Consider the following 25,952-nt stretch of genomic DNA (forward strand, 5'->3'; position numbering starts at 1 on the left):
CCGATGGCCCAGGCCCCGAGAAAAGCAGCGGGGCAAGCCACGCTCTACGGGGCACGCCGCCTGCGGGACAGGGTGCGGGGCGGCGTCAGACGCCTGCGGCGTGCCGCCACAGGGCGCGCTGCAGCGGCGGCAGGCGCCCGGCCAGGCCCAGCAGCGGGCCGCGCGCCAGCGTCGCCAGCGGATCGGCGTTGGAGAACAGGTGGTTGATACCTTCGAAGGCGTAGGCCGAGACGGTGTTGTCGCTGCGCCGGCGGCGCGCCCAGCGTTGCAAGCGGTGTCCGGCAGTCCAGTCGGCGCGGCGTGCCTGCGCGTCGGCGATCTCCGCGGCCAGCGCGGCCACATCGCGCAGTCCCAGGTTCACGCCCTGCCCCGCCAGCGGATGCACCACATGCGCGGCGTCGCCCAGCACCAGCACGCGCCCGGCGAGCTGTTGCCGTACCAGCTGGCGGCGAAGCGGGAACGCGGCGCGCGCCGACACGGCGCGTGCCTTGCCCAGCCGCGCAGCCGAAGCGTCGGTGAGCTCGATCGCGAAGGCGTCCTCGTCCAGCGCCAGCACCCGCGCCGCTTCGGCATCGGGCAGGGTCCAGACGATGGAACTGCGGCCGCCGGTGAACGGCAGCAGCGCCAGCGGCCCGGTCGGCAGGAAACGCTGCCAGGCGGTGTCCTCGTGCGGGCGCCCGGTCTCGATGAAGCAGACCACGCCGCGCTGGCCGTAGTCGTGCGCATCGACGTCCAGCCCGGCCAGCGCGCGCAGCTTCGAGGCGCCGCCGTCGGCGGCCACGGCGATCCGCGCTTCCAGGCGGCGGCCGTCGTCCAGGGTGAGGCGCACGCCGGCGCCGTCCTGCTCCATCGCCTCGACCCGCGCCGGGCAGTGCAGCTGCACGCCGGCGGAGGCCAGCGCCGCCCACAGGCGGTCGACCAGCAGGTCGTTCTCGACGATCCAGCCCAGCTCGTCGCGGGCCATCGCCGAGGCGTCGAAGGCCAGCTCGCCGCCGCCGGCCGCGTCCCACACGCGCATGCGCCGGTACGGCTGCGCGCGCGCGGCCAGCACCTGCGGCCACACCCCCAGCCGTTCCAGCAGCGCGGCGTTGTCCGGCGCCAGCGCGTACACGCGCAGGTCCGGCTGCGCCGCCGACCAGCGTGCCGCCGGGCGCGGTTCGACCAGGGCCACTTCCAGGCCGGCGCGGGCCAGGGCCAGCGCGCAGGCCGCGCCGACCACGCCACCGCCGGCGACCACGACATCCAGGCGCGCGCGGCTCATCGGCACAGCTCCGGCACGTCACCGCGGAAGCCCATCGCCCCGCCCACCAGCCAGGCCTGCAGCCAGCCGGCGCGGTCGGCGGCCAGCAGGCCGAGGCTGCGCAGCGGACGCAGCAACGGCGACGCGTTGCCGGTGATCCGTGCCAGCCCGTGGGAGAACGCCAAGGTGCGTTCGCGGTCCTCGCTGCGGCGCTCGGCGTGGCGCTGCAGCAACGCTGCATCGCCAGGATCGCCGGCATGGGCGCGCAGCAGCTCGGCCAGGGTCAGCGCGTCGCGCAGACCGAGGTTGAAGCCCTGCGCGCCGATCGGATGGATGGTCTGGGCGGCATTGCCCAGCAGCACCGCGCGCGGCGCGACCAGGTCGCCGGCGATCACCGAGGCGATCGGATAGGCGCTGCGTTCGCCGGAAGCGACGAAGCGGCCGGCGCGCCAGCCGAACACCTGCTGGATGCGTGCCAGCCAGCCGGCCTCGTCCAGCGCCGCCACTTCCGCGACCTGCGCGCTGGGCACGCCGTGGACCACGCCCCAGGCGCGGTCGCCGCGCGGCAGCAGCGCGGTCGGGCCGCTGTCGGTGAAGCGCTCGAACGCGGTGCCGTCGGGCGCGCGCTCGCCGCGCACGCGGGCGACGAACAGGGTCTGGCCGTAATCGTGGGTGCGGGTGCCGATGCCCAGCGCCTCGCGCAGGCCGCTGCGGGTGCCGTCGGCGGCCACCACCAGGCGCGCGCGCAGCTGCAGCTCGCCGTCGCCGGTGGCCAGGCGGACGCCGCGCGCCTGGCCGTCGTCGCCGTCCAGCGCGACGAAACGCGCCGGACGGTAGCGGGTCAGGCGCGGCAGCTGCGCCAGGCGCGCCTCCAGCGCTTCGCCGAAATCCCGCGCCACCACCACCTGGCCGAAGGCCTCGCGCCCGTAGTCGGAGGCCTCCAGGCGCGCGCTGCCGAAATCGCCGGCGCGGCTGACGTGTATGCGACGGATCGGGCCGGCCGGCGCGCGCAGTTCGGCCATCACGCCCAGCGCACCGAGCGCGTTCACCGAGGCGGCGGCCAGGCTCAGGTTGCGCTGGTCGAACACCGCCGGCAGGTCGCCCGGCGGGGTGGCCTCGACCATCGCCACGTCCAGCGGCAGGCCGTCGAGGGCGATCGCCAGGCTGGCGCCGACCAGGCCGCCGCCGACGATGAGCACGTCATGGGTTCGGATCATCCGCACATGATACGCGGCGGCGCATCCACGCCCGCTTCGCGCCGTGGCCGGCCGGCTCGGCTAGAATGCCGGCCGAGCCTTCACGAACCGCGCGCCATGACCGCCAATACGTCCCGCCTCTTCATCCTGTTCGTCCTGGCCCTGCTGATGGCCGCCTCGCGCGCGCACGTGTTCGACCACTTCTCGCCGCCGGACGCGTCCTGGGCGGCGTTCTTCGTCGGCGGCTTCCTGCTGCGCGGCTGGGGCCGCTGGGTGTTCCCACTGATGATGGCGCTGGCGATGGGCATCGACTGGATGGTGATCTCGCGCCATGCCGCCTCGTTCTGGGACCACTACTGCGTCTCGGCCGCCTACTGGGGCCTGATCCCCGCCTACGGCCTGCTGTGGGCCGGCGGCAGCTGGCTGCGCAGCCGCTACACCGGCGCCAGCCTGGCCCAGGCCGGCCGCCTGCTCGTCGCCTTCGTGGTCGCCGTGGTCGCCTGCCAGTTCGTGGCCCAGGGCACCTTCTACTGGTACAGCGGCGTGGTCGCCGAACCGACGGTGGCCGGCTGGTGGAAAAACTTCAACGACTGGCTGCCGGGCTACATGGGCACCGCCGCCGCCTACACCGCCATAGCCGCCGTGCTGCAGGTCGCCGCCGAGCGCATCGCCCCGCTGGTGCGCGGCGTCCGCGCCGCGCAGCGCTGATCCGCGGCCGGTTGCGTCCGCATGGGCAACCGCCTCTCGAAGATCTACACCCGCACCGGTGACGACGGCAGCACCGGGCTGGGCGATGGCAGCCGCACCGGCAAGGATTCGCTGCGGGTCGAGGCCTACGGCGCCGTCGACGAGGCCAACTCGGCCATCGGCGTGGTGCTGGCGGCGCCGGGCGTGCCCGACGCCGTCCGCGAGCTGCTGACCGCGGTCCAGCACCAGCTGTTCGACCTCGGCGGCGAGCTGTGCATCCCCGGCCACGCCGCCATCCACGGTGAGGACGTGGACGCGCTGGAGCGCCACCTCGACCGCTGGAACGCCGACCTGCCGCCGTTGAAGGACTTCATCCTCCCGGCCGGCGGCGAGGCTGCGGCGCGCTGCCACCTGGCCCGCACCATCGTCCGCCGCGCCGAACGCGCCACCGTGGCCCTGTCGCGCGTGGAAACCGTGCGCGCCGAGGCGGTGCGCTACCTCAACCGCCTGTCGGACCTGCTGTTCGTGCTGGCCCGGGTGCTGGCCCGTGCCGATGGCCAGGGCGAGGTGCTCTGGCAGCACGCGCGCCGCCACACCTGAGCCTCCGGGCCGCGGCCCGTGTCCCGGGGAAGCCCCGATTCCCGCGGTTTTTCCTCCCACCAAAAGCGGATGGCGCCCTGCCTCGCCGCCGGGTTACGGTGGGCCAATGCTCGTCTACACCCACCCGGCCTGCCTCGAACACGACACCGGTCCGGACCATCCCGAACGGCCGGCCCGCCTGCGCGCGGTGCTCGACGCCCTCGGCCGTGCCTGGCCCGCCCTGCAGTGGCGCGAGGCGCCGATGGCCCTGCGTGGCGACCTGCTGCGCGTGCATAGCGAGGCGCTGGTGGACCAGGTGCTGGCGCCGCTGGCCGAAGGCCTGCACCGGCTGGACCCGGACACCGTGGTCGGCCCCGGCTCCGGGCGCGCCGCGCTGTACGCCGCCGGCGCCGGGATCGCCGCGGTCGACGCGGTCATGGACGGCCGCGAGCGCACCGCCTTCTGCGCCGTGCGCCCGCCCGGCCACCACGCCACCGCCGACGCGGCGATGGGCTTCTGCCTGTTCAACAACGTGGCGGTGGCCGCGGCCCATGCCCGCGACCGCCACGGCCTGGAGCGGGTGGCCATCGTCGATTTCGACGTGCACCACGGCAACGGCACCCAGGCCATCTTCCAGCGCGACCCGGCGGTGGCCTACTTCAGCACCCACCAGGCGGGCCTGTACCCGCACACCGGCAGCGTCTACGAACGCGGGGTGGGCAACATGCACAACGTGCTGCTGCCGCCGGGCAGCGACGGCTTCCGCTTCCGCAACACCTGGGCCGACACCCTGCTGCCGGGGCTGGACGCGTTCCGCCCGCAGCTGGTGCTGGTCTCGGCCGGGTTCGACGCCCACCTGGCCGATCCGCTGGCCGACCTGATGCTCGACGCCGACGACTTCGCCTGGCTCACGGCCGAGCTTCTGGGCATCGCACGGCGCCACTGCGACGGCCGCCTGGTGTCGACCCTGGAAGGCGGCTACAACATCGAAGCACTGGCCGAATGCGCCACCGCCCACGTCGGCGCCCTGCTCGCCTGAGGCCCCCGTCCAGGCCCTACCGGGGATGAACCCCGCCTGCGTGCCGCGACGCCTTTCATTGCCCGCATGCACCCGCATCCGGCAAGCTACGGCGGTTTTCGGCCGGATGTCCCCGCCTTGCGATCCCCCCTGCGCCTGCTGCCGCTGTCGTTGAGCATCGCCGCCTGCCTGCCGGGCGTTGCCTTCGCCGCGGACGACAAACCCCTGAGCTGGGCCCTGTGCCCGGCCGGCGACATCATTCCCCCGTTCGAGGGCGCGCCGCCGCCGGCGCAGCCCGGCGACCCGGCGCGGGAACAGCAGCCGACGATCATCGAGGGCGACGAGCAGAGCGGCACCCGCGTGACCCCGCTGATCCAGGGCAACGTGGCGCTGGTCCGCGGCGACCAGTTCCTCGGCACCGACCGCATCGAGATGGACACCGAGGCGGGCACCTACGTGGCCGAGGGTAACGTCCGCTACCAGGACACCGGCATCCGCATCGTCGCCGACCGCGCCGAGGGCAACCAGAACACCGACACCCACACCATCACCAACATCCGCTACCAGCTGGTGGACCGCCGCGGCAATGGCGGCGCCGACTCGATCGAGCTGACCGGCCCGCTCGGAAAGATGCACCACTCCACCTACAGCACCTGCGATCCCGACCAGCGGATGTGGGAGCTGCGCGCGCAGCAGATCGACGTGGACAGCGACGACGGCTTCGGCGTGGCCCGCAACGCGGTGCTGCGCATGGGCAAGTTCCCGGTGCTGTACGTGCCGTGGTTCAAGTTCCCGGTGGACGACCGCCGCCAGACCGGCCTGCTCTACCCGTCGGTGAGCATGTCCGGGCGCAACGGCTTCGACTACCGCCAGCCGATCTACCTCAACCTGGCGCCGAACTACGACATGACCCTGCTGCCGCGCTGGATGAGCAAGCGCGGCCTGCTGCTGGACAGCGAGTTCCGCTACCTCTACGGCGGTGGCCGCGGCACGATCACCGCCGCGTACATGCCCGACGACGACCTGCGCGACCGCGACCGCGGCCGCTTCACGTTCAAGGGCTACCACAACCTCAACCGGCACTGGCAGGCCCGCGCCAACATCGGCTGGGTCAGCGACGAACGCTACGTGGAGGACTTCTCCAACCGTCTGGCCGGCATCTCCGCGTCCTACCTGCAGAGCACCGCCGGCGTGTTCGGCGTGGGCCAGCACTGGACCGCCGGGGCGATGGTCGAGCACTTCCAGCTCACCGACTACACCCTCAGCGACAACAACCTGCCGTACAGCCGCCTTCCGCGCGTGTACGCCAACTGGGAGCGGCCGCTAGGCCAGTGGCTGGACGCCGGCGTGTGGGCCGAGGCGGTCAACTTCCACCACAGCGAGCGCGCCGGCGGCAGCCGCCTCGACCTCAAGCCCTATGTCTCGGCGCGGCTGGCCGGCCCGGCCTGGTACGTGACCCCGACCCTGGCCTGGCGCTTCACCGGCTACCAGCTGGAACGCGAGCTGGCCGACCAGCACGGCGGCGACACCTCGCCGACCCGCAGCCTGCCGATCGCCTCGCTGGACGCGGGCGTGTACTTCGACCGCGACACCCGCATCGGCGGCGAGAACTACCTGCACACGCTGGAACCGCGGATCTTCTACCTCAACACGCCGTACCGCGAGCAGAGCGGGCTGCCGCTGTTCGACACCCGCCCGTTCACCTTCAGCTGGGGCCAGCTGTTCCGCGACAACCGCTATTCCGGCGCCGACCGCCAGACCGACGCCAACCAGCTGACCGTCGCCCTGAGCACGCGCCTGATCCGCCAGGCCGACGGCCGCGAGAAACTGTCGGCCAGCATCGGCCAGATCCGCTACTTCGAGGACTCGCGCGTGCTCGCCCCGGGCGAGACACCGGTGGAGAAGGGCAAGTCGGCCTGGGTGGCCGACGCCAACTACATGATCAACGACCGCTGGAACCTGGGCGCCTCCTACCAGTGGGACCCGAAGTTCCGCCGCGAGGACCTGGCCAGCATCCGCGCCCGCTACCTGTGGCCGGACGACGGCGTGGTCAACATCGGCTACCGCTACCGCCGCGACCTGCTCGAGCAGGCCGATTTCTCCTTCCTGTACCCGATCAACTCCACCTGGAGCGTGGTCGGCCGCTACTACCATTCGCTGCAGGACGACAAGCTGCTGGAGGCCATCGCCGGCGTGCAGTGGGACAGCTGCTGCTTCGCGGTGCGGGCCCTGGCCCGGCGCTACGTGCGCAACCGCGAGGGCGAACTGGACAATTCCATTCAGGTGGAATTCGTCCTGAAGGGCCTAGGTTCGGCCGGCCAGGACACGGAGCGTACCCTGCGCCGTGCTATTCTCGGCTACCACCGCGACGACCTGTACCTGGTCCCGCCCAGCAACACCACGCCCGATCCGGACGACTACGATCCGAACCTCATTCCGTGAGTCCATGAGCCCTCGCCTTCTCGCGCTCTCCCTGGCCGCCGCCGCCCTGTGCTCCTTCACTTCCGCCGTCCCGGCGCAGCAGCTGCAGCCGATCGAGCGGATCGCCGCGGTGGTCGACGAGGGCGTCATCCTGCAGAGCGAGCTGGACCTGGCGCTCCGCAACATCACCGCCCAGTATGCCGGCCGCGAGGACCAGCTGCCGCCGCGCGCGGTGCTCGAGCGCCAGGTGCTGGAGCGCCTGGTCCTGACCCGCCTGCAGGTCGACCGCGCCCGCAGCCAGGGCATCCGCCTGGGCGACCAGGAGATCAACCAGGCCGTGGCCGCCATCGCCCAGCAGAACGGCATGACCGTCGATGCGCTGCGCCTGCGCCTGGCCGAGGACGGGATGTCGTTCGAGGATTTCCGCCGCTCGCTGGCCGACGAGATCATGGTCCAGCGCCTGCGCCAGAGCTTCGCCCAGAGCCGTATCAACGTCAGCGAGGCCGAAGTCGACTCGGCCCTGGCGCAGCAGGCCGCCGGCGGCACCCAGTACCGCCTGGCCCACATCCTGGTCGCGCTGCCGGAAGGCGCCACCGCCGACCAGATCGCCACCGGCCAGCGCAAGATCGAGGGCATCCGCAGCGTCATCGACCGCGGCGAACTGACCTTCCCGGCCGCGGCCGTGCGCTACTCCGACAGCCCCAACGCGCTGGAAGGCGGCGACCTGGGCTGGCGCACGCTGGACGAGATCCCGAGCGTGTTCTCCCGCGCCATCACCCAGATGACCCCCGGCCAGATCCTCGGCCCGATCCGCGGCCCCAGCGGCTTCCAGCTGCTGCAGCTGGTCGACGTGCGCGACGCGGCCGACGCCGGCCCGGCCCAGACGGTCACCGAGTACCACGTCCGCCACATCCTGGTGCGGGTCAACGACCGCCAAGACGACGCGGCCGCGCGCGCCAAGATCGACACCCTCCGCGCGCGCATCGCCGGCGGCGCCGACTTCCAGGAAGTGGCGCGCGAATCCTCCGAGGACAACAACACCCGCGGCCAGGGCGGCGACCTGGGCTGGTTCCCGGCCGACGCCTACGGTCCGGACTTCGGTCGCCAGGTCACCGCGATCGGGGACGGCGAGGTGTCGCAGCCGTTCCGCACCGACGCCGGCTGGCACGTGATCCAGCGCGTGGCCCAGCGCCAGACCGACGTGACCAACGAGAACCGCCGCGCCCAGGTCCGCGACACCATCGGCCGGCGCAAGCTGGAAGAGGAATACAACCGCTACCTGCAGGAACTGCGCGGCGAAGCCTACGTGGTGTTCCGCACCGGCGACCGCGCCGTCGAAGGCGCGGCCCCGGCGGCTTCCGAGCCGGCCGCGCCCCCGTCCGGCGGCTGAGATGGCCCTGCCCCGGCTCGCGCTGGTTCCAGGCGAACCGGCCGGGGTCGGCCCAGAGCTCTGCGTGCGCCTGGCCCAGCGGCCACGCAGCGACTGCACGCTGGTCACCCTCGCCGACCCGGCGACGATGCGGGCCGCCGCCGAAGCGCTGGGCCTGCCGCTGAACCTGCTGCACGAGGACGACGTCGCCCGCGAGCCGGGCGACATGCCGTTGCGCATGTTCCCCAACACCAACGCGGTCGGGTTCGGCCATCCCGACCCGCGCAACGCCGGCGCGGTGGTCGGCGCCCTGCTCGATGCGGCCGAAGGCTGCGTGCGTGGCCGCTTCGCCGGCATGGTCACCGGCCCGGTGCAGAAGTCGACCATCAACGAAGGCGGCATCGCCTACACCGGCACCACCGAACTGCTGGCCGGCCACGCCGGCCGCGACGTGGTGATGATGCTGGCCAACGACCTGGTCCGGGTCGCGCTGGCGACCACCCACCTGCCGCTGCGCGAAGTGCCCGACGCGATCGACGCGGTCCTGCTGCGGCGGGTGCTGCGCATCACCCACGAAGCCCTGCGCCGGGACTTCGGCATCGCCGAACCGGTGATCGCCGTGCTCGGCCTCAACCCGCACGCGGGCGAACAGGGCCACCTCGGCCGCGAGGAGATCGACCTCATCATCCCGGTGCTGGAGCAGCTGCGCGCCGAAGGCATGCGCCTGCCCGGCCCGCTGCCGGCGGACACCGCGTTCCTGCCGCAGAAGCTGGCGGGGTTCGACGCGGTGCTGGCGATGTACCACGACCAGGGCCTGCCGGTGCTCAAGTACAGCGGCTTCGAGCGCGCGGTGAACCTGACCCTCGGCCTGCCCTATCCCCGCGTGGCCGTCGACCACGGCACCGCCCTGGACCTCGCCGGCCGCGGCCTGGCCGACCCGTCCAGCCTCGAAGCGGCCGTCGCCACCTGCGCCCGCATGGCCATCCAGCGCCTCCAGCACAGCTGACGCATGCCCTCTCCCGAAGGAGAGGGCTCCAGTATTCGTAGCCCGGATAAGGCCGCAGGCCGCATCCGGGGAGACGTCCCTGCCCATGCCCGAAGGCACGTCGCATCCTGTTCCCCGGATGCGCTTCGCTTATCCGGGCTACGCGGCGGGTTGTCGCATTGGTTGGATCGGTGGTGCCGCGGAGCCCCTTGTAGAGTCGGGCTTGCCCGACTCCCACGCCTGATGTCCGAGGCGCCCATTGAAAGCAGCGGGGCAAGCCCCGCTCTACAACAGCGTGCCGTCGCCCGGCCGGGGACCGATGAACCTGTCCCGCCGGGAGCCGGGAGCAAAGAACGAAGCCACGGCCTCGAAGCGCCCGAAGACGCGGTAGCGCGGGGTAGCCAGAAGCGTCTTGCCGAGTGATGCGGATGGAAAGCTGGCGCGTGGCGACGCGCCAGACGGCGCCAGCGCCCACGTTCAGTCCCTGCGCGGACGCGGAACCGCGCGATGCGGCATACCCCGTGCTGCCGCGGCTCCGTCCGAAGCCGCCCCACTCCGACGCCGTTGCCGTTGCCGTTGCGGTGCCGTGCGGCTGCGGCTGCGGTGGCCGTCGCTGGCATGCCCCCCCCGCTCGGCCCTGCGTCAACGCCCAGCCGGCCGCCGGCTCAGAACAGCTCGCCCGTCTCCCGCGGCGCGGCCGGCGGCTTCAGGCCGAGGTGGCGGTAGGCCTTCGAGGTGGCCATGCGCCCCCGCGCCGTGCGGACCAGGAAGCCCTGCTGGATCAGGAACGGCTCGATCACGTCTTCCAGCGTGCCGCGCTCCTCCGACAGCGACGCCGCCAACGACTCCACCCCCACCGGCCCCCCATCGAAGTGCTCGACGATGGTGCGCAGCAGGCGGCGGTCGAGGTCGTCGAACCCCTCCGGATCGACCTTCAGCATGCCCATTGCCGCCTGCGCCACCGCCGCGTCGATGCGCCCGCCCGCCTTCACCTGGGCGTAGTCGCGCACCCGTCGCAGCAGGCGGTTGGCGATGCGCGGTGTGCCGCGCGAACGCCGCGCGATCTCGCCCGCCCCCTCGGCCTCGCACTCGATCCCCAGGATCTTCGCCGAACGCCGCACGATCCTCGTCAGCTCCTCCGGCGTGTAGAACTCCAGGCGCTGGACGATGCCGAAGCGGTCGCGCAGCGGCGCGGTCAGCAGGCCGGCGCGGGTGGTGGCACCGATCAGGGTGAACGGCGGCAGGTCCAGCTTGATCGAACGTGCCGCCGGGCCCTCGCCGATCATGATGTCGATCTGGAAGTCCTCCATCGCCGGATAGAGCACCTCCTCGACCACCGGCGACATGCGGTGGATCTCGTCGATGAACAGCACGTCGTGCGGCTGCAGGTTGGTCAGCAACGCGGCCAGGTCGCCGGCCTTCTCGATCACCGGGCCGGAAGTGACCCGCAGGTTCACCCCCAGCTCGTTGGCGATCACGTGGCTCAGCGTGGTCTTGCCCAGGCCCGGCGGGCCGAAGATCAGCACGTGGTCCAGCGCCTCGCCGCGGGCGCGGGCGGCCTGGATGTAGATGTCCAGCTGCTCGCGGACCGGCTGCTGGCCGAGGTATTCGTCCAGGCGCCTGGGCCGGATCGAGGCCTCGATGGCCTCGTCCTCGCGGGTGGCGCCGGCGGTGATGATGCGGTCTTCGCTCATGCCGCGATTATGGACGCTGCGGCGGCGTTGCGCCCGCCCCGGCGACCACGGACCCGGCCGGGCCGGTCAGATCTCGACCTGCGAGCCCAGTTCGACCAGGCGGTTGCCCGGGATGCGGAAGAACCCGGTCGCCGGCGCCGCGTTGCGGTGCATGAAGGCGAACAGCTTGTCGCGCCAGATCGGCATGCCGCGGCGGGCGCTGGCGACGATGGTCTCGCGGCTGGCGAAGAAGGTCGTGTCCATCGGGTCGAAGCCCATGCCGGTGGCGTCGCTGGCGCGCATCAGCGCCAGCGGCACGTCCGGCGTTTCCATGAAGCCGAAGCGCACCACCATCCGGTAGAAGTCGTCGCCGATCTGCTCCACCTTCAGCTGCCGCTCCGGCGGCGCGTGCGGCACCGGCAGCGTCTCCACCGTGAGGAACACGTTGCGCTCGTGCAGCACCTTGTTGTGCTTGAGATTGTGCAGCAGCGCGTGCGGTACCACGCTGCCGTCGGCGGTCAGGAACACCGCCGTACCCGGCACCCGCACCGGCGGCGCCAGCATCAGCCCGGGCAGGAAGGTGTCGACGCGGATGCCGTCCTTGCGGATCTCCTCGTGCAGCAGCTCGCGGCCGCGCCGCCAGGTGCGCATCAGGGTGAACAGGACGATGCCCAGCACCACCGGGAACCACGCGCCCTGCAGGATCTTGGCGCCGTTGGCGACGACGAAGCCCACGTCGATCACGAAGAACACCACGCACAACGGCAGCACCCAGTTGCGCCAGCGCGGCCACAGCGCGCGCGCCACCAGTGCCAGCAGCAGGGTGTCGATCAGCATCGTCGCCGAGACCGAGATGCCGTAGGCCACGGCCAGGTTGCTGGAACTGCGGAACGCCAGCACCAGGCCGATCACCATCACCATCAGCATCCAGTTGATGCCCGGCACGTAGATCTGGCCGATGGCGTCGTGCGAGGTGTGCTTGATCCGCATCCGTGGGATGTAGCCCAGCTGCATGGCCTGCCGGGAGATCGAGTAGGCGCCGGTGATCACCGCCTGCGAGGCGATCACCGCCGCCAGCGTGGCCAGCACGATCATCGGGTACAGCGCCCACGACGGCACCGACTCGTAGAACGGGTTCTTGACCAGCTCCGGGTGCTCCAGCACCAGCGCGCCCTGCCCCAGGTAGTTGAGCAGCAGGCAGGGCAGGACGAAGAAATACCAGCCATGCCGGATCGGGCGGGCGCCGAAGTGGCCCATGTCCGCGTAGAGCGCCTCGCCGCCGGTGACCGCCAGCACCACCGCGCCGAGGATGAACACCCCGTGCCAGCCGTGCTCCATGAAGAACCGCGCACCCCACCAGGGGTTGAACGCCTTCAGCACCTCCGGCGCCTCGATGATGTTCCAGGCACCGACCGCGCCGATGGCCACGAACCACAGCATGGTGATCGGGCCGAACACCTTGCCGACCTTCTCGGTGCCGAAGCGCTGGGCGAAGAACAGCACCACCAGCACCGCGATCGTCAACGGCACGATGAAGTGGTGCAGCCCGGGCGCGGCGACCTCCAGGCCCTCGATCGCGCCCAGCACCGAAATCGCCGGGGTGATCACGCCGTCGCCGAAGAACAGCGAGGCGCCGAAGATGCCGAGGATGCCCACGACATACGCCGAGCGCGAGCCGTTCCTCAGCGTGCGCTGGGCCAGCGCCATCAGCGCCATGATGCCGCCCTCGCCCTCGTTGTCGGCGCGCATGATGATGGTCACGTACTTGAGCGTGACGACCACCATCAGCGCCCAGAACGCGAGCGACAGCACGCCCAGCACCGTGTCGTGGTCGCTGTCCAGGCCGTAGTGCGGCGAGAACGCTTCCTTGAGCGTGTACAGCGGGCTGGTGCCGATGTCGCCGAAGACGACGCCGATGGCGCCGACGACCAGTGCCAGGTGGCTGGCGCCGACGCCGTGCGATGCGGCGCCGTGCTGTCCGTGGCCAGGCGTGGGGGTGTGCGCTGCGGTCATGGCGGCCCTAGGTTAGCTCGGTTGCGATCGCATCGGCGCACGGCGTCAGCGCAGGGCCGACTGCAGCGCCTTGCGGATGATGGTGGAGGCCTCGTCGCCCGCGGCGGCCGCGTCGCGGGCCATGCGCGCGGCCTCGGCCGGCTTGTAGCCCAGCTGCACCAGCGCGGTGACCGCATCGGCCATCGGGTCGCCGGCCGCGGCCGGCAGGCCGGCCGGGCCGGCGCCGGCGAGGTCGGCGGCGCGGTCGCGCAGCTCCACCACGATGCGCTCGGCGGTCTTCTTGCCGATGCCGGGGATGCGGGTCAGCGCGGTGACGTCGCCGGCCTGCACCAGTCGCGCGAACTCGTCCACGCTCACCCCGGACAGCACCGCCAGGGCGATCTTCGCGCCGATGCCGCTGACCTTCTGCACGTCGCGGAACAGGCGCCGCTCCGACTCGCGCAGGAAGCCGTACAGCGACACGCTGTCCTCCTTCTGCGCGTAGTGGGTGAACAGCGAGACCTCGCGCCCCAGTTCGGGCAGGTCGTAGAAGGTGCTCATCGGCGCCTCCAGCTCGTAGCCGACGCCATTGACGTCGATCACCAGCCAGGGCGGCTGCTTGAGGGCGAGGATGCCGCGCAGGCGACCAATCATTTGAGGCTCCTTCGGAGCGGGACTGGGGAATCCCGAATCACTGATCACGGATCTACTTCCTCCACGCCAGCCTGGTACTCACGCCCAGCAGCTGCGCGGTGGCGCGCACGTGGGCGTGGGTCAGGGCGATGGCCAGGGCGTCGGCGGCGTCGGCCTGGATCTTCCCGCTCAGGCCCAGCATGGCCGCGACCATGTGCTGGATCTGCGCCTTGTCCGCCGCGCCGGTGCCGACCACCGCCAGCTTCACCTCGCGCGCGGCATACTCGCTGACCGGCAGGTCGCGCAGCACCACCGCGCTGATCGCCGCGCCGCGGGCCTGGCCGAGCTTGAGCGCCGAGTCGGCGCTGCGGCCAACGAACACCTGCTCGATCGCCACTTCCTGCGGCCGGTATTCCTCGATCAGCGCCGACAGACCATGCAGCAGCCGCTTCAGCCGCGCCGCGAAGTCGCCCTCGCCCAGCAGCAGCAGCGGCTGGTGGTGGACGTGGCGCACGCGCCCGCCCGGCTCCACGTCGATGATGCCGATGCCGGTGCGCTGCGACCCCGGGTCGATGCCGAGGATGCGCACGCGCGCCGCGGCGGCCACGGGCATGGCGTTCACCGGACTGCCTCCGGGGATGCGATCCGGGCCGCTGCCGCCACCGCTTCGCCCCCGTGCGGGCACATCGTCAGCCGGCGTCGCCCAGATCGGCGTTGGAGTAGACGTTCTGCACGTCGTCCAGGTCCTCGAGCATGTGCAGCAGCTTCTGCACCTGCTGCGCGGTCTCGCCGGACACGGCCACGTCGTTGTCGGCGCGGAAGGTTACCTCGGCGTAGCCCGGGGCCAGACCGGCGGCTTCCATCGCCTGCTTCACCGCCTCGAAGTTCTCCGGCGCGGTGATCACGTCGATCGCGCCGTCCTCCGGGTACACGACCACGTCGTCGGCGCCGGCCTCGATCGCCGCCTCGGTCACCTTCTCCTCGTCGGCGCCCTCGTAGCTGAGCACGCCCAGGCGCTTGAACATGAAGGCCACCGAGCCTTCGGTGCCCATGTTGCCGCCGCACTTGGAGAAGGCGTGGCGCACGTCGGCCACGGTGCGCACGCGGTTGTCGGTCAGGCAGTCGACGATCACCGCCACGCCGCCGGGGGCGTAGCCCTCGTAGCGCACTTCCTCGTACTCGACCCCTTCCAGCTCGCCGGTGGCCTTCTTGATCGCGCGCTCGATCACGTCCTTGGACATGTTCGAGTCCAGCGCCTTGTCCACCGCCGCGCGCAGGCGCGGGTTGTTGGCCGGATCGCCGCCGCCGGAGCGGGCAGCGACGCTGATCTCGCGGATCAGCTTGGTGAAGATCTTGCCGCGGCGGGCGTCGCTGGCGTTCTTGCGGGCTTCGATCGAGGGACCACGACCCATGGGGGCTTCCGTATAGCGTTTGCGAAGCGGCGATTATAACGGGCGCCCGCGCCGGCCAAGCCGGCGTCAGCCTTCCGCGTCCGCGACGAAGGCGCCGGTGCGCAGGAAGCTGGCGACCTGGCGCGCCGCCGCGGCGGAGAACACCAGTCCGGTATGGCTGGCATGCACCTGGCAGTACGCGGCCAGCCCGGGCAGGCGGGTCTCGGCCAGCGCCACGGTGCCGTCGGAGGCCTCGTCCACCGCCGACAGGAAGCGGCCGATCCCGCGCGCCACGTCACCGGCCACCATCCCGACGGACACCGGCCCGTTCCACGGCGCGCAGCCCTGGCACAGCAGCGTGCCGCTGCGCCCCAGCGCCCAGGCCAGGCGCGGGCGCCCGGCGAGGAAGCGCGCGGTTCCGCTGCCGCGCAGCGGCGAGCCCAGGCATACCGCGCGCGCCACCGGCAGGTCCGGCGCGCGGCGCAGCGCTTCCAGCACCAGCAGCCCGCCCAGGCTGTGCCCGACCAGGTGCACCGGCGCGCCACCCCGCAGCCGCGCGACCAGCGCCTCGATGGCCGGTTCCGGGCCGCCGACGATGCTGGGATACCCGAAGATCCGCACGCGGAAGCCGTGCCGGCGCAGGCGCCAGGCCAGCGGCGCCAGCCACCAGGCCGAGTTCCACAGGCCGTGCACCAGCAGCACGCGGTCGCAGGCTCCGGCCTGCCCCTCCCTGCGCCATGAGCCGGCAGGCTCGGCCTCGCCCTCGCTCACGCCGCCACCGCCTGCCGCTTCCAGTCGCGCGGCGACAGCCCGCTGTGTGCCTTGAACACGCGCGACAGCGCCGCCTCGCTGCCGTAGCCGACCTCGCTGGCCACCACCTTCAGCGGCCGGCCGCGGCGCAGCGCCTGTTGCGCCAGCGCCACCCGCCAGCCCTGCAGGTACTGGCCCGGGGTGATGCCGAGCACGTTGCGGAAGGTCGTCGCGAACACGCTGCGCGACATTCCGGCCGCCGCGGCCAGGTCCTCCAGGCTCCAGTCCTTCGCCGGCGCGCCGTGCATGGCGACGATCGCGTGGCGCAGGCGCGGATGGCCCAGCCCGGCGAGCATGCCGCTGCCCAGTTCGCCGCGCTCCATCAGCTGGCGCAGCACCTGGATCATCACCACCTCGAACAGGCGGTCGACCATCGCCTGGCGCCCGCAGCGCTGTTCGAAGGCTTCCTCGAACAGCAGCTCCAGCACCGGTCCGGCGCCGTGCAGCGACTGCAGCGGCAGGCACACGAAGGACGGCAGCGCCGCGACCAGCGGATTGCCGGTGCCGCCTTCGAAGCGCAGGTTGGCGCACGCCATGTCGGCGCCGCGCTGCGGGTCGCTGGAGAAGCGGTGCGCCATCGGCCGCGGGTACAGCAGCAGGCTGGGCTCGGTGACCTGCACGGTGCTGCCGGCGTGGCCGACTTCCAGCGGCCCACGCCGGACCAGGTGCAGCTGGCCCATGCCGTCGAAGGCTTCGAGGGAGTTGATCCCGCACAGCGCGCCGGCGTGGAAGACCTGCGCACTGACCGGGAAGCGCTCCAGCAGGACGGCGAGTCGATCGGCCATCTCGTACTCCCAGTCAACTTTTCCGGACTTTCCGTGCTGGAGCCTAGCAGCCAGGGCCGCAGATTACGCCTGCCGCGACGGCAACCATCCAACACCACGAGGAGAACGACCATGAATGCCATTACCCGCCCGATCGCCGCCGGCCTGCTGGCCGTCGCCGCCCAGGCCGCGCTCCCGGCGCAGGCCGCCACCCCCGCCACGGTGCCCGCGCCCCGGGCCACCGTCGAGGGCAGCCACGTCGTCACCGCCGACGGCGTGCGCCTGTACTTCAAGGACTGGGGCCCGAAGGACGGCCCGGTCGTCACCTTCAGCCACGGCTGGCCGCTGAACTCCGACAGCTGGGAGGCGCAGATGCTGTTCCTGGCCGACCACGGCTACCGCGTCATCGCCCACGACCGCCGCGGCCACGGCCGCTCCAGCCAGCCGTGGGACGGCAACGACATGGACCACTACGCCGACGACCTGGCCGCGGTGATCGACGCGCTGGACCTGAAGGACGTCACCCTGGTGGGCTTCTCCACCGGCGGCGGCGAGGTGGCGCGCTACATCGGCCGCCATGGCACCTCGCGGGTGAAGAAGGCGGTGCTGGTCAGCGCGGTGACGCCGTTCATGCTGAAGACGCCCGACAACCCGGACGGCATTCCGCTGGAAGTGTTCGACGGCTTCCGCGCGGCGGCCGAGGCCAACCGCTCGCAGCAGTACCTGGACATCGCCTCCGGCCCGTTCTTCGGCTTCAACCGCCCGGGCGCGAAGACCAGCCAGGGCCTGGTCCAGTCGTTCTGGAGCGCCGGCATGCAGGCCGGCCACAAGAACACCTACGACTCGATCGCGGCGTTCTCGGCCAGCGACTTCCGCGCCGACCTGGCGAAGTTCGACGTGCCGACGCTGGTGATCCACGGCGACGACGACCAGATCGTGCCGGTGGAGATTTCCGCCAAGGCGGTGCCGAAGTATGCGAAGCACGCACGGGTGATCCTGTACCCGGGCGCACCGCACGGCATCACCGACACGCACAAGGACCGTCTCAACCAGGACCTGCTGGACTTCCTGCGCGAGTGAACGTGGCGGGTGCAGGTAGCGGAAACGGCCGCGGCTTCGCGGCCGTTTCCGTGTGTGCGGTCAGGCAACGCGCCTGCCGGGAGCCTCGGTCAGTTGGCGGAGGCTGGAATGGCGCGGCAAGCGGAGCCGGCTTTGGCTTTGGCTTTGGCTTTGGCTTTGGCTTTGGCTTTGGCTTTGGCTGTGGCTTTGGCTGTGGCTGTGGCTGTGGCTGTGGCTTTGGCTGCGACGGCGACGGCGACGGCGACGGCGACGGCAACAGCAAGAGCAAGAGCAAGAGCAAGAGCAAGAGCAAGAGCAAGAGCGTTCGAGAATGTGGGCTTCGGCGGGAGCCGCGGCAACGCAGGCGTATGGCGCATCGCGCGGTGCCGCGTCCGCGCCGGGAATGCATCAGGGCGCTGGTGATGTCCGGCGCGTCGCCACGCGCCAGCTTTCCAACCGCATCACCCAGCAACACGCTTCTAGCTACCCCGCGCTACCGCGTCTTTCGGCGCTTTGAGGCCGTGGCTTCGTTCTTTGCATCCCTCTCCCGGTGGGAGAGCGGCCATCGCTCCCTGGCCGGGCAACGGCACGCTGTTGTAGAGCGGGGCTTGCCCCGCTGCTCTTTCACGCGGGCAGGCACATCCGGCGTGGGAGTCGGGCAAGCCCGACTCTACAGGGGCTGCAGGCCCTCTCCCAACCCGTTCCGTCGTGAGACGGGGTGAGCTTTGCGCGCGTCGATAGAAGCTCCGGCCCGGACGTGTCGAAGGACGTCGTCCCAAGGGGGGTATGGCGCAAGCAGGCCATGGATGGCCTGCGCTCGCGTGCGCTGTGCGAGCGGTGAGGCAGCAGGCGCGGGGCGACGCGCCAGACAGTGCCAGCGCCCACGCTCATTCCCGGCGCGGACGCGGAACCGCGCGATGCGCCATACCCCCTTGGGGCGGCGGCCCCGTCCGGAGCCCGCAAGCTCAAGGCTTTGGCTTTGGCTTTGGCTTGGATTCACCGCGCCGATCTGCGTGGCCATCGCTACCGCAGGAAGCGCCAGCGTCTACGCAGGCACCTCAGCCCGCCGGGCGGCGCAGGATGAACTCGAGGTCGCGGACGCGGCCGACGGGGAATTCGTAGGTACCGACGCGTTCGAAGCCGCGTCGTGCATAGAAACGCTGCGCGCCGAAGTTCTCCGACCACACGCCGATCCATAGCGTGCGCGCGCCGTCGCGCAGCAGCCAGCGCTCGGCTTCGTCGAACAGGTGGCCGCCCCAGCCGCCGCCCTGGTGCGAAGCGAGCACGTAGAGCCGTTTCAGTTCGCCGTCGCCCGGGGCGACGTCCGGGTGCGGCAGGCCACAGGGGCCGGCGGCGGCGTGGCCGACGGCGACGCCGTCGTCCTCCAGCAGCCACACCGCATAGTCCGGATGGGCGAGGATCGTCGCCTGCTTTTCCACCGCATAGGCATCGCGCAGGAAGAAGTCGAGGTCCTCCGGCGGATAGAGGTGGCCGAAGGTCTCGGTGAAGGTGCGCGCCGCCAGCGACGACAGCGTCGCGGCGTCATCGACGGTGGCCCGCCGGATGCGCATCCTCAGTCCCCGTCCTCTTCGTCTTCCCCGTCGAGGTCCTCGTCCTCGTCCTCGTCCTCGTCCTCGTCTTCGTCTTCCTCGTCGTACTCGTAGTCGTCCTCGCCAAAATCCTCGCCGTCCCAGCGGCCCTGGTCGTCGGGAACGAAGGTGAGGGCCATCGACGCAGGCGAGGTGCCGACGCGGACCAGCCAGCCGCCGAACACGCGGGCGCGCTCGGTCACCAGTGCCGGATCGGCACCCTCGTTGCCCAGGCGTTCCCACTCAAGCGAAAAAGCGAACTCGGTCATCGAACAACTCTCCGTGGGGTAGCACCCCTTGAGGCAAGGGGACGCGGCGACCGCCGCGCAAATTCGCGGGAAGGCGACAGGCGGGCCGGCGACCCGCGAGGGCGGCAGCGCGGGTGCTCGCCGCCACCGCGGCGAGCGCCCGGACCGCTTACTTCAGCGACTCTTCCCGCACCTTCACATGCACTTCCGCCAGCTGCTCGGCCGGGATCGGCGAGGGCGCGCCGGTCATCAGGCACTGCGCGGTGGTGGTCTTCGGGAACGGGATCACGTCGCGGATCGACTCGGTGCCGGCCATCAGCGCGGCGATGCGGTCGATGCCGAAGGCGATGCCGCCGTGCGGCGGGGCGCCGTACTTCAGCGCGTCGAGCAGGAAGCCGAACTTGGCCTCGGCCTCCTCGGCACCGATGCCCAGCAGCTCGAACACCGCGCTCTGCATCTCCGGCCGGTGGATGCGGATCGAACCGCCGCCGATCTCGTTGCCGTTGAGGACCATGTCGTAACCGCGCGACACCGCGGTCTTCGCGTTCGCGCGCAGCTCGGCGATGTCGTCCACCGCCGGCGCGGTGAAGGGATGGTGCAGGGCCACGTAGCGCTGCTCCTCCTCGTCCCACTCGAACATCGGGAAGTCGGTGACCCACAGCGGACGCCAGCCGTCGGCGACCAGGCCGAAGTCCTTGCCGGCCTTCAGGCGCAGCGCGCCCATGAAGTCGGAAACCTTGTTGTAGCCACCGGCGCCGAAGAACACGATGTCGCCGTTGCCGGCGCCGACGTGCTTGAGCAGCGCGGCGAAGGCGTCCTCGGCGAAGAACTTCTGGATCGGCGAGGAGATCGCGCCAGCCTCGTCGATCTTGATGTAGGCCAGGCCCTTGGCGCCGAACCTGGCGGCGTGGGCGGCGTACTCGTCGATCTGCTTGCGCGACAGCGTGGCGCCGCCGGGGATGCGCAGCGCGGCGACGCGGCCGTCCGGGTCGTTGGCGGCGCTGCTGAACACCGCGAACTGGCTGTCCTTGACCAGCTCGGCCACGTCCACCAGTTCGAGGTCGATGCGCAGGTCCGGCTTGTCCGAGCCGTAGCGGCGCATCGCCTCGGCCCAGGTCATGCGCGGGAACGGATCGGCCAGATCGACGCCGCGCACCTCCTTGAACACGGCGCGGATCATGCCCTCGACGAAGTCCTGCACGTCGCGCTCGCGGACGAAGGCGAACTCCATGTCCAGCTGGGTGAACTCCAGCTGGCGGTCGGCGCGCAGGGCCTCGTCGCGGAAGCAGCGCGCGATCTGGTAGTAGCGGTCGAAGCCGGCGATCATCAGGATCTGCTTGAACAGCTGCGGGCTCTGCGGCAGCGCGTAGAACTCGCCCGGGTGCATGCGCGCCGGGACCAGGAAGTCGCGCGCGCCTTCCGGGGTGGCCTTGGTCAGGATCGGGGTCTCGATGTCCTGGAAACCGGCCTCGTCCAGGTACCGGCGCAGGGCCTGCACCAGCCTGATGCGGGTGCGCTGCATGCGCTGCATCTCCGGACGGCGCAGGTCCAGGTAGCGGTAGCGCAGGCGGGTTTCCTCGGACGGGTTCTCGTGCGCGTGGAACGGCAGCGGCGCGGCCTTGTTGAGGATGGTGATCCTCGTGGCGATCACCTCCACCTTGCCGGAGCGGATCTTCGAGTTGACCGCCTCGCGCGCGCGGACCACGCCCTCGACCTGGATCACGTCCTCGTAGCCGAGCGAGGCGGCCACGGCGAAGACTTCGGCGTTGGACGGTTCGACCGTGACCTGGACGATGCCTTCGTGGTCGCGCAGGTCGATGAAGCAGACGCCGCCGAGGTTACGGGCCACGTCGGTCCAGCCGGCGAGGGTGAGGGTCTGGCCGATCAGGGTCTCGTCGACCAGGCCGCAGTAATGGGTACGCATGGAAACTCCGCAGGGGATGCCGGGCGCCGGGGCGCCGGAGAACGCGATATTTTGGGGCCCGGGCGCGGCCTGGGCAAACCGGGGCCGCGCCCCGCCCCCCGGCCGGGTCCACGGCGGCCGGCACCACGCTCGGCCAGCATTAAGCCGTTCCGGACTACACCCGCATCATCCGCCGCGGTCGATGGCGCAGTCCAAGGAGAAGGTCATGTTCCGTTCCCTGTCCGCCGCATTGCTGGCCCTGGGCCTGGCCGGAGCGGCCGCCACCGTGCCGGCCCCGGCCGCCGCCCAGGCCGCGGCCCGCGCCTACGCGCCGGAGAACCTGCGCCAGCTGTCCGTGGTGGACCGGGTCCGGGTGATCGAGCGCGAGTATGCCGACCAGTCCCGCGGCCACCAGATCCCCGACGACCAGCTCGAGTTCTACCTCGACCAGATCAATGCCGGCTGGGGCTTCAGCCGGATCAAGCAAGACATCGCCACCTCCCTGCGCGGCAACCACGGCGGCCGCCCGGGCGCCGGCTGGGGCGGCTGGAACGGCTCCAGCTGGACCGGGCAGACGCTGACCTGCTCCAGCAACGACCGTCGCCGCCGCGAATGCCGCACCCCGTTCAACGGCCGCCCGGTGCTGATCGAGAACATCTCCGGCACCCGCTGCGTGGAGGGCGTCAACTTCGGCGGCGGCGGCGGGGTCATGTGGGTCGACCAGGGCTGCCGCGGGCGCTTCGCCGAAGGCCGCGGCGGCTGGGGCGGCGGCAACGCCGGCAGTGGCCAGACCCTCCGCTGTGAGAGCAGGAACAAGCGCGAGACCGTCTGCGGCACGAACTTCCGCGGCCGCGCGGTGCTGGTGCGGCAGCTGTCGGACACCCGCTGCGTCGAGGGCCGCAACTGGGGCCAGCGCGGGTCCTCGATCTGGGTCAGCGACGGCTGCCGGGGCGAGTTCGCCCAGGGTGGCGGCGGCTGGGGCGGTTCCAACTCCGGCTACACGGTCACCTGCAGCAGTGAGAGCAACCGCCGCCGCACCTGCGCCTGGGACCGCCGCCAGGGCCGCCCGGTGGTGGTCGAGAACATCTCCAGCACGCGCTGCCAGGAAGGCTCCAACTGGGGCTGGGACGGCAACTCGATCTGGGTCGACCGCGGCTGCCGCGCCCGCTTCGGCGCGCGCTGAGCCCGCGCTGGAACCGCACCGGCTGCGCCCCCCCCTCGCGGGGGCCGCACCCGGGCCTCAGGCTTCCGGCCCGTCGCCCCACGGCGGAGGCGGCGCCTCCACCGGGACGGTGAGGTCGAACTCGACCCGGAACAGGCGCCCGTCCGGCCGCGACAGTTCGTAGACGAACCGCCGTCCCGGGTCGATTTCCATCGCCCAGGTGTTGCGCAGCGAGGCCTTCAGGCCCTCGCGCCCGAACATCTCCACCGATTCCGCATCCACCGGGAATTCCTGCCGCGAAGCGGTGCCGGCATCGACGGTATCGCCGCCGTACATCGTCACCGCGTCGGGGCTGCCATCGGCATGGCGGTGGTCGTGCTTCAGCCGCAGGCCGCTGGCGGTGCGGGCCAGCACCCAGGTCCGCGAGCGGTCCTCGCCGACATGGAACGGGATGCGCAGCTCGCGCTGCGGCGCCTCGCAACCACGCACGTGCATGACCAGCGCCTGGTTCTCGAAGGGGTCGGGGGCGGATGTCGCCGGCAGGTTGGCCACCACCCGGCCCGCGAAGGCCTGGCCGCAGTGCGCGGCGATCGCGGCGAGAAAGCGGTCGGCCGGCGCCGCCGGCGCATCGGCCACGGCAGGCGAAGGCGGCACCACGGCCGATGCGCACGCCGCGACGCTGCCCGCCGCGCAGGCGGCGAGCAGCAGGGAGAAGGAGAACGCTGGGAGGTTCATGCCCGCACCCTAGCCGGTGCGGGACAGGCCGGGCAAACCCGGCGCGACCGGGTCAGTCGCTGGAAGCGGCCGCCGCGGCGGGCTTGGCCTCGGACTTGGCGCTGCCCGAATCGGTGCCCGAAGATCCGCTGTTGCCGCCGTCGGCCAGGTTGCGCTTCTTGTCGCCGGCGCCCTTGAAGTCGGTCTCGTACCAGCCGCCGCCGGCCAGGCGGAACGAAGGCGCGGTCACCTGGCGGCGGACGCTGCCCTTGGTCTCGCAGGACGGACAGGTCTCGGGATCGGCATCGGAGAGCTTCTGCAGACGGTCGAAACTGTGGCCGCACTCGGCGCACTGGAAGGCATAGATCGGCATGGCGGGACAGGAATCCGGGAAATCTTGAGGCCGGCGGCGGACGCCGGTACCCGCCGTACTGGGGGCGCCGCGGCCGATTTCAAGGCCCCCGGCCGATCATCGCCTCGGCCAGGCGCGCGGCCCGGGCCAGCACCGCGTCGCGGGCATCGCTGTCCACGGTCGCGCCCTGCAGGTAGGCGGCCAGCACCCACGGCCTGCCGCCATCCAGCGGCCACAGCACCGCCACGTCGTTGCGGGTATCCACGCCGTTGCTGCCGGTCTTGTCGCCGACCCGCCAGCGCGGGCCCAGGCCGGCGCGCAGGCAGGCGTCGCCGGTGCCGTTGTCGATCAGCCAGTCGGCCAGCTGCTGGCGCGAGGCCGGGGCGAGGACATCGCCCACGGCGAAGCGGGCCATGCTGGCGGCCATGGCCCCGGGGCTGGTGGTGTCGCGCGGGTCGTCCGGGGCGAAGCCGTTCATCACCGGCTCCAGGCGGTCGTTGCGGGTGACCGCATCGCCGTGCGCGCGCAGGAAGGCGGTCAGCGCCGCGGGGCCGCCGATGAGGCCAGACAGCAGGTTCGCCGCGGCGTTGTCGCTGGTGGTCATGGTGGCGCGGCACAGGTCGCGCACGGTGAGGTCCTTGCCGACGTGGCGGCGGGTCACCGGCGAATGCGGGACCAGGTCGCCCTCGCCCACCGGCAGGCGCCGGTCCAGCGACCACTGGCCGCGGTCGGCGCCGGCCAGCACCGCCGCCGACAGCAGCGCCTTGAAGGTGCTGCACATCGGGAAGCGCTCGTCCTGGCGATGGCCGCGCGCCTGGCCGGTCGCGGTGTCCAGCAGGCTTACCCCGAGGCGCCCGCCACTGGCGGCTTCCAGCGCGGCGAAATCGGCGGCGGTGGCGATGCCGTCGGCGCGGCCCGCGGCCGGGGCCGCGCCAGCCGGCGTCGCGGGCGCCAGCAGCGGCAGGGCCAGCGCGGAAGCGGCCGAGGTGGCACCGAGTTGCAGGAAGCGGCGACGGGCGAGCATGGGCGGTCCTCGTGGATGGGAGCCCCGAGTATTCGAGCGGCGGCGCCCGCCCACCAGCGCAAGTTTTCAGGAAGAGCCATGAGCTTGATGAGTGGCTCGGGGCGCCGCGGCGGGGATCCAGGCCAGCGGTTAGCATTCGGCCATCAGTCCCGCTCACGCCTGGCCATGTCCCGCCCACCGCTGCCACTCAATGCACTGCGCGCCTTCGAGGCCGCGGCGCGGCACCAGAACTTCACCCGCGCGGCGCTGGAGCTGTACGTCAGCCAGGCCGCGCTGAGCCACCAGATCCGCAGCCTCGAGGAGCGGCTGGGCGTGCGCCTGTTCCATCGCCTGCCACGCGGGGTGGCGCTGACCGAGGAAGGCGCGGCGTTGTATCCGGTGCTCAACGAGGCCTTCGACCGGATCGCGCTGGGCATGGCGCGCTTCGTCGGCGGCGAGGGGCGCGAGGTCCTCACCGTGGGCGTGGTCGGCACCTTCGCCGCCGGCTGGCTCTTGCCGCGGCTGCCGGACTTCGAGGCCGCGCACCCGGACATCGAGCTGCGCCTGCAGACCCACAACAACCGCATCGACCTGGCCGGCGAAGGCCTGGACCTGGCGATCCGCTTCGGCGACGGCGACTGGCAGGGCCAGGCGTGCACGCCGGTCCTCGAGGCGCCGTTCGCGCCGCTGTGCGCGCCGGCGCTGGCCCGGCGCCTGCAGGAACCGCGCGACCTCGCACGGGTGACGCTGCTGCGTTCCTACCGCGTGGACGAGTGGCCGCGCTGGCTGCAGGCCGCCGGGGTGGCGGGCGTGGAAGCGCGCGGGCCGGTGTGCGATTCCTCGCTGACCCTCGCCGCCGCGGCGGCGGCCGGCGCCGGCGTGGCGCTGCTGCCGTTGCCGATGTTCGAGCAGGAGCTGGCCGAAGGCCGGCTGCTGCAGCCGTTCCCGGTCACCGTGTCGCTGGGACGCTACTGGCTGACGCGGCTGCGCTCGCGCGCGGAACGCGAGCCGGCGCGGCGCTTCCGCCGCTGGCTGCAGGCGCGGGGCGAGGCCGAGAGCGCGCGCAGCGTCGGGTAGCGCGGCCATGGCCTGCTTGCGCCATACCCCCGCGCTACCGCGTCTTTCGGCACGTCCGGGTCGCGGCTTCGTTCTTGGAACCCTCTG

Annotated in this window: 24 protein-coding genes; 9 read left to right on the plus strand and 15 right to left on the minus strand. The window is 71.9% G+C overall.

Features of this window, described 5'->3' with window-relative positions; genetic code table 11:
- Nucleotides 1–85 precede the first annotated feature (85 nt).
- Nucleotides 86–1,261, minus strand: a complete 1,176-nt coding sequence (locus PSEJ35_RS0102415) for a UbiH/UbiF family hydroxylase (RefSeq protein ID WP_028916395.1) — start codon at nt 1,259–1,261, stop codon at nt 86–88.
- A complete protein-coding gene (gene ubiH, locus PSEJ35_RS0102420) occupies nt 1,258–2,457 on the minus strand; it encodes a 2-octaprenyl-6-methoxyphenyl hydroxylase (protein WP_028916396.1) in 1,200 nt (399 codons plus the stop codon). Before ubiH ends, PSEJ35_RS0102415 begins: the two co-directional genes overlap by 4 nt.
- A 96-nt stretch (nt 2,458–2,553) precedes the next feature.
- Between ubiH and PSEJ35_RS0102425 the strand changes: the two genes are divergently transcribed.
- The 6 genes from PSEJ35_RS0102425 to pdxA all read left to right on the plus strand — a co-directional run bounded on the left by PSEJ35_RS0102425 (nt 2,554) and on the right by pdxA (nt 9,516).
- A complete protein-coding gene (locus PSEJ35_RS0102425) occupies nt 2,554–3,144 on the plus strand; it encodes a membrane protein (RefSeq protein ID WP_028916397.1) in 591 nt (196 codons plus the stop codon).
- Between the two features lie 21 nt (nt 3,145–3,165).
- Nucleotides 3,166–3,723: a cob(I)yrinic acid a,c-diamide adenosyltransferase gene (locus tag PSEJ35_RS0102430; RefSeq protein WP_028916398.1), complete on the plus strand. Its 558-nt coding sequence runs from the start codon at nt 3,166–3,168 to the stop codon at nt 3,721–3,723.
- 106 nt (nt 3,724–3,829) lie between these two features.
- The gene (locus PSEJ35_RS0102435) at nt 3,830–4,741 is read left to right on the plus strand and encodes a histone deacetylase family protein (protein ID WP_028916399.1); all 912 of its coding nucleotides are present in this window, start codon (nt 3,830–3,832) and stop codon (nt 4,739–4,741) included.
- Nucleotides 4,742–4,807: 66 nt separating this feature from the next.
- Nucleotides 4,808–7,162: an LPS assembly protein LptD gene (gene lptD, locus PSEJ35_RS0102440; protein WP_084635397.1), complete on the plus strand. Its 2,355-nt coding sequence runs from the start codon at nt 4,808–4,810 to the stop codon at nt 7,160–7,162.
- A gap of 4 nt (nt 7,163–7,166) precedes the next feature.
- Nucleotides 7,167–8,531 (plus strand): peptidylprolyl isomerase, encoded by a 1,365-nt coding sequence (locus PSEJ35_RS0102445; RefSeq protein WP_028916401.1) that lies wholly within the window; start codon nt 7,167–7,169, stop codon nt 8,529–8,531.
- Between the two features lies 1 nt (nt 8,532).
- Nucleotides 8,533–9,516, plus strand: a complete 984-nt coding sequence (gene pdxA, locus PSEJ35_RS0102450; RefSeq protein WP_028916402.1) for a 4-hydroxythreonine-4-phosphate dehydrogenase PdxA — start codon at nt 8,533–8,535, stop codon at nt 9,514–9,516.
- A gap of 644 nt (nt 9,517–10,160) precedes the next feature.
- Here pdxA and ruvB read toward each other — a convergent pair.
- The 7 genes from ruvB to PSEJ35_RS0102485 all read right to left on the minus strand — a co-directional run bounded on the left by ruvB (nt 10,161) and on the right by PSEJ35_RS0102485 (nt 16,779).
- The gene (gene ruvB, locus PSEJ35_RS0102455) at nt 10,161–11,189 is read right to left on the minus strand and encodes a Holliday junction branch migration DNA helicase RuvB (protein ID WP_028916403.1); all 1,029 of its coding nucleotides are present in this window, start codon (nt 11,187–11,189) and stop codon (nt 10,161–10,163) included.
- Between the two features lie 66 nt (nt 11,190–11,255).
- Nucleotides 11,256–13,181, minus strand: coding sequence for a potassium transporter Kup (locus PSEJ35_RS0102460; protein ID WP_028916404.1), 1,926 nt, complete (start codon nt 13,179–13,181; stop codon nt 11,256–11,258).
- 45 nt (nt 13,182–13,226) lie between these two features.
- A complete protein-coding gene (gene ruvA, locus PSEJ35_RS0102465) occupies nt 13,227–13,814 on the minus strand; it encodes a Holliday junction branch migration protein RuvA (protein ID WP_028916405.1) in 588 nt (195 codons plus the stop codon).
- A 52-nt stretch (nt 13,815–13,866) separates the two neighbouring features.
- Entirely contained in the window at nt 13,867–14,406 is a 540-nt protein-coding gene (ruvC, locus tag PSEJ35_RS0102470; RefSeq protein WP_037082137.1) for a crossover junction endodeoxyribonuclease RuvC, read from the minus strand.
- Between the two features lie 76 nt (nt 14,407–14,482).
- A complete protein-coding gene (locus PSEJ35_RS0102475; protein ID WP_028916407.1) occupies nt 14,483–15,205 on the minus strand; it encodes a YebC/PmpR family DNA-binding transcriptional regulator in 723 nt (240 codons plus the stop codon).
- A gap of 66 nt (nt 15,206–15,271) precedes the next feature.
- Nucleotides 15,272–15,883 carry an alpha/beta fold hydrolase gene (locus PSEJ35_RS0102480; protein WP_037082208.1) on the minus strand — a complete coding sequence of 204 codons (612 nt, stop codon included), beginning with the start codon at nt 15,881–15,883 and terminating at the stop codon, nt 15,272–15,274.
- A 68-nt stretch (nt 15,884–15,951) separates the two neighbouring features.
- Nucleotides 15,952–16,779 (minus strand): AraC family transcriptional regulator, encoded by an 828-nt coding sequence (locus tag PSEJ35_RS0102485; protein ID WP_028916409.1) that lies wholly within the window; start codon nt 16,777–16,779, stop codon nt 15,952–15,954.
- Nucleotides 16,780–16,890: 111 nt separating this feature from the next.
- Between PSEJ35_RS0102485 and PSEJ35_RS0102490 the strand changes: the two genes are divergently transcribed.
- Nucleotides 16,891–17,838: an alpha/beta hydrolase gene (locus PSEJ35_RS0102490; protein WP_028916410.1), complete on the plus strand. Its 948-nt coding sequence runs from the start codon at nt 16,891–16,893 to the stop codon at nt 17,836–17,838.
- Between the two features lie 1,037 nt (nt 17,839–18,875).
- On the opposite strand, the gene PSEJ35_RS0102495 is transcribed toward PSEJ35_RS0102490, so the two are convergent.
- From PSEJ35_RS0102495 to aspS, 3 genes are all read right to left on the minus strand, one after another.
- Nucleotides 18,876–19,388, minus strand: a complete 513-nt coding sequence (locus PSEJ35_RS0102495; RefSeq protein ID WP_156924707.1) for a GNAT family N-acetyltransferase — start codon at nt 19,386–19,388, stop codon at nt 18,876–18,878.
- A 2-nt stretch (nt 19,389–19,390) separates the two neighbouring features.
- Nucleotides 19,391–19,675, minus strand: a complete 285-nt coding sequence (locus tag PSEJ35_RS0102500) for a hypothetical protein (RefSeq protein WP_028916411.1) — start codon at nt 19,673–19,675, stop codon at nt 19,391–19,393.
- 148 nt (nt 19,676–19,823) lie between these two features.
- On the minus strand, nt 19,824–21,578 hold the full coding sequence (gene aspS, locus PSEJ35_RS0102505) for an aspartate--tRNA ligase (protein WP_028916412.1): 1,755 nt from the start codon (nt 21,576–21,578) through the stop codon (nt 19,824–19,826).
- Nucleotides 21,579–21,783: 205 nt separating this feature from the next.
- On the opposite strand from aspS, the gene PSEJ35_RS15180 reads away from it, so the two are divergent.
- Nucleotides 21,784–22,740: a DUF3011 domain-containing protein gene (locus PSEJ35_RS15180; RefSeq protein WP_028916413.1), complete on the plus strand. Its 957-nt coding sequence runs from the start codon at nt 21,784–21,786 to the stop codon at nt 22,738–22,740.
- A gap of 57 nt (nt 22,741–22,797) precedes the next feature.
- On the opposite strand, the gene PSEJ35_RS0102515 is transcribed toward PSEJ35_RS15180, so the two are convergent.
- From PSEJ35_RS0102515 to bla, 3 genes are all read right to left on the minus strand, one after another.
- Complete coding sequence (locus PSEJ35_RS0102515) at nt 22,798–23,454, minus strand: hypothetical protein (RefSeq protein WP_028916414.1); 657 nt, start codon at nt 23,452–23,454, stop codon at nt 22,798–22,800.
- Between the two features lie 52 nt (nt 23,455–23,506).
- Nucleotides 23,507–23,806, minus strand: a complete 300-nt coding sequence (locus PSEJ35_RS0102520; RefSeq protein WP_028916415.1) for a zinc ribbon domain-containing protein — start codon at nt 23,804–23,806, stop codon at nt 23,507–23,509.
- A 79-nt stretch (nt 23,807–23,885) separates the two neighbouring features.
- Nucleotides 23,886–24,809: a class A beta-lactamase gene (gene bla / locus PSEJ35_RS0102525; RefSeq protein ID WP_028916416.1), complete on the minus strand. Its 924-nt coding sequence runs from the start codon at nt 24,807–24,809 to the stop codon at nt 23,886–23,888.
- A 165-nt stretch (nt 24,810–24,974) separates the two neighbouring features.
- Between bla and PSEJ35_RS0102530 the strand changes: the two genes are divergently transcribed.
- The gene (locus PSEJ35_RS0102530; protein WP_028916417.1) at nt 24,975–25,865 is read left to right on the plus strand and encodes a LysR substrate-binding domain-containing protein; all 891 of its coding nucleotides are present in this window, start codon (nt 24,975–24,977) and stop codon (nt 25,863–25,865) included.
- Nucleotides 25,866–25,952: the final 87 nt, after the last annotated feature.

It is taken from the genome of Pseudoxanthomonas sp. J35, assembly GCF_000513995.1.
Lineage (GTDB): Bacteria > Pseudomonadota > Gammaproteobacteria > Xanthomonadales > Xanthomonadaceae > Pseudoxanthomonas.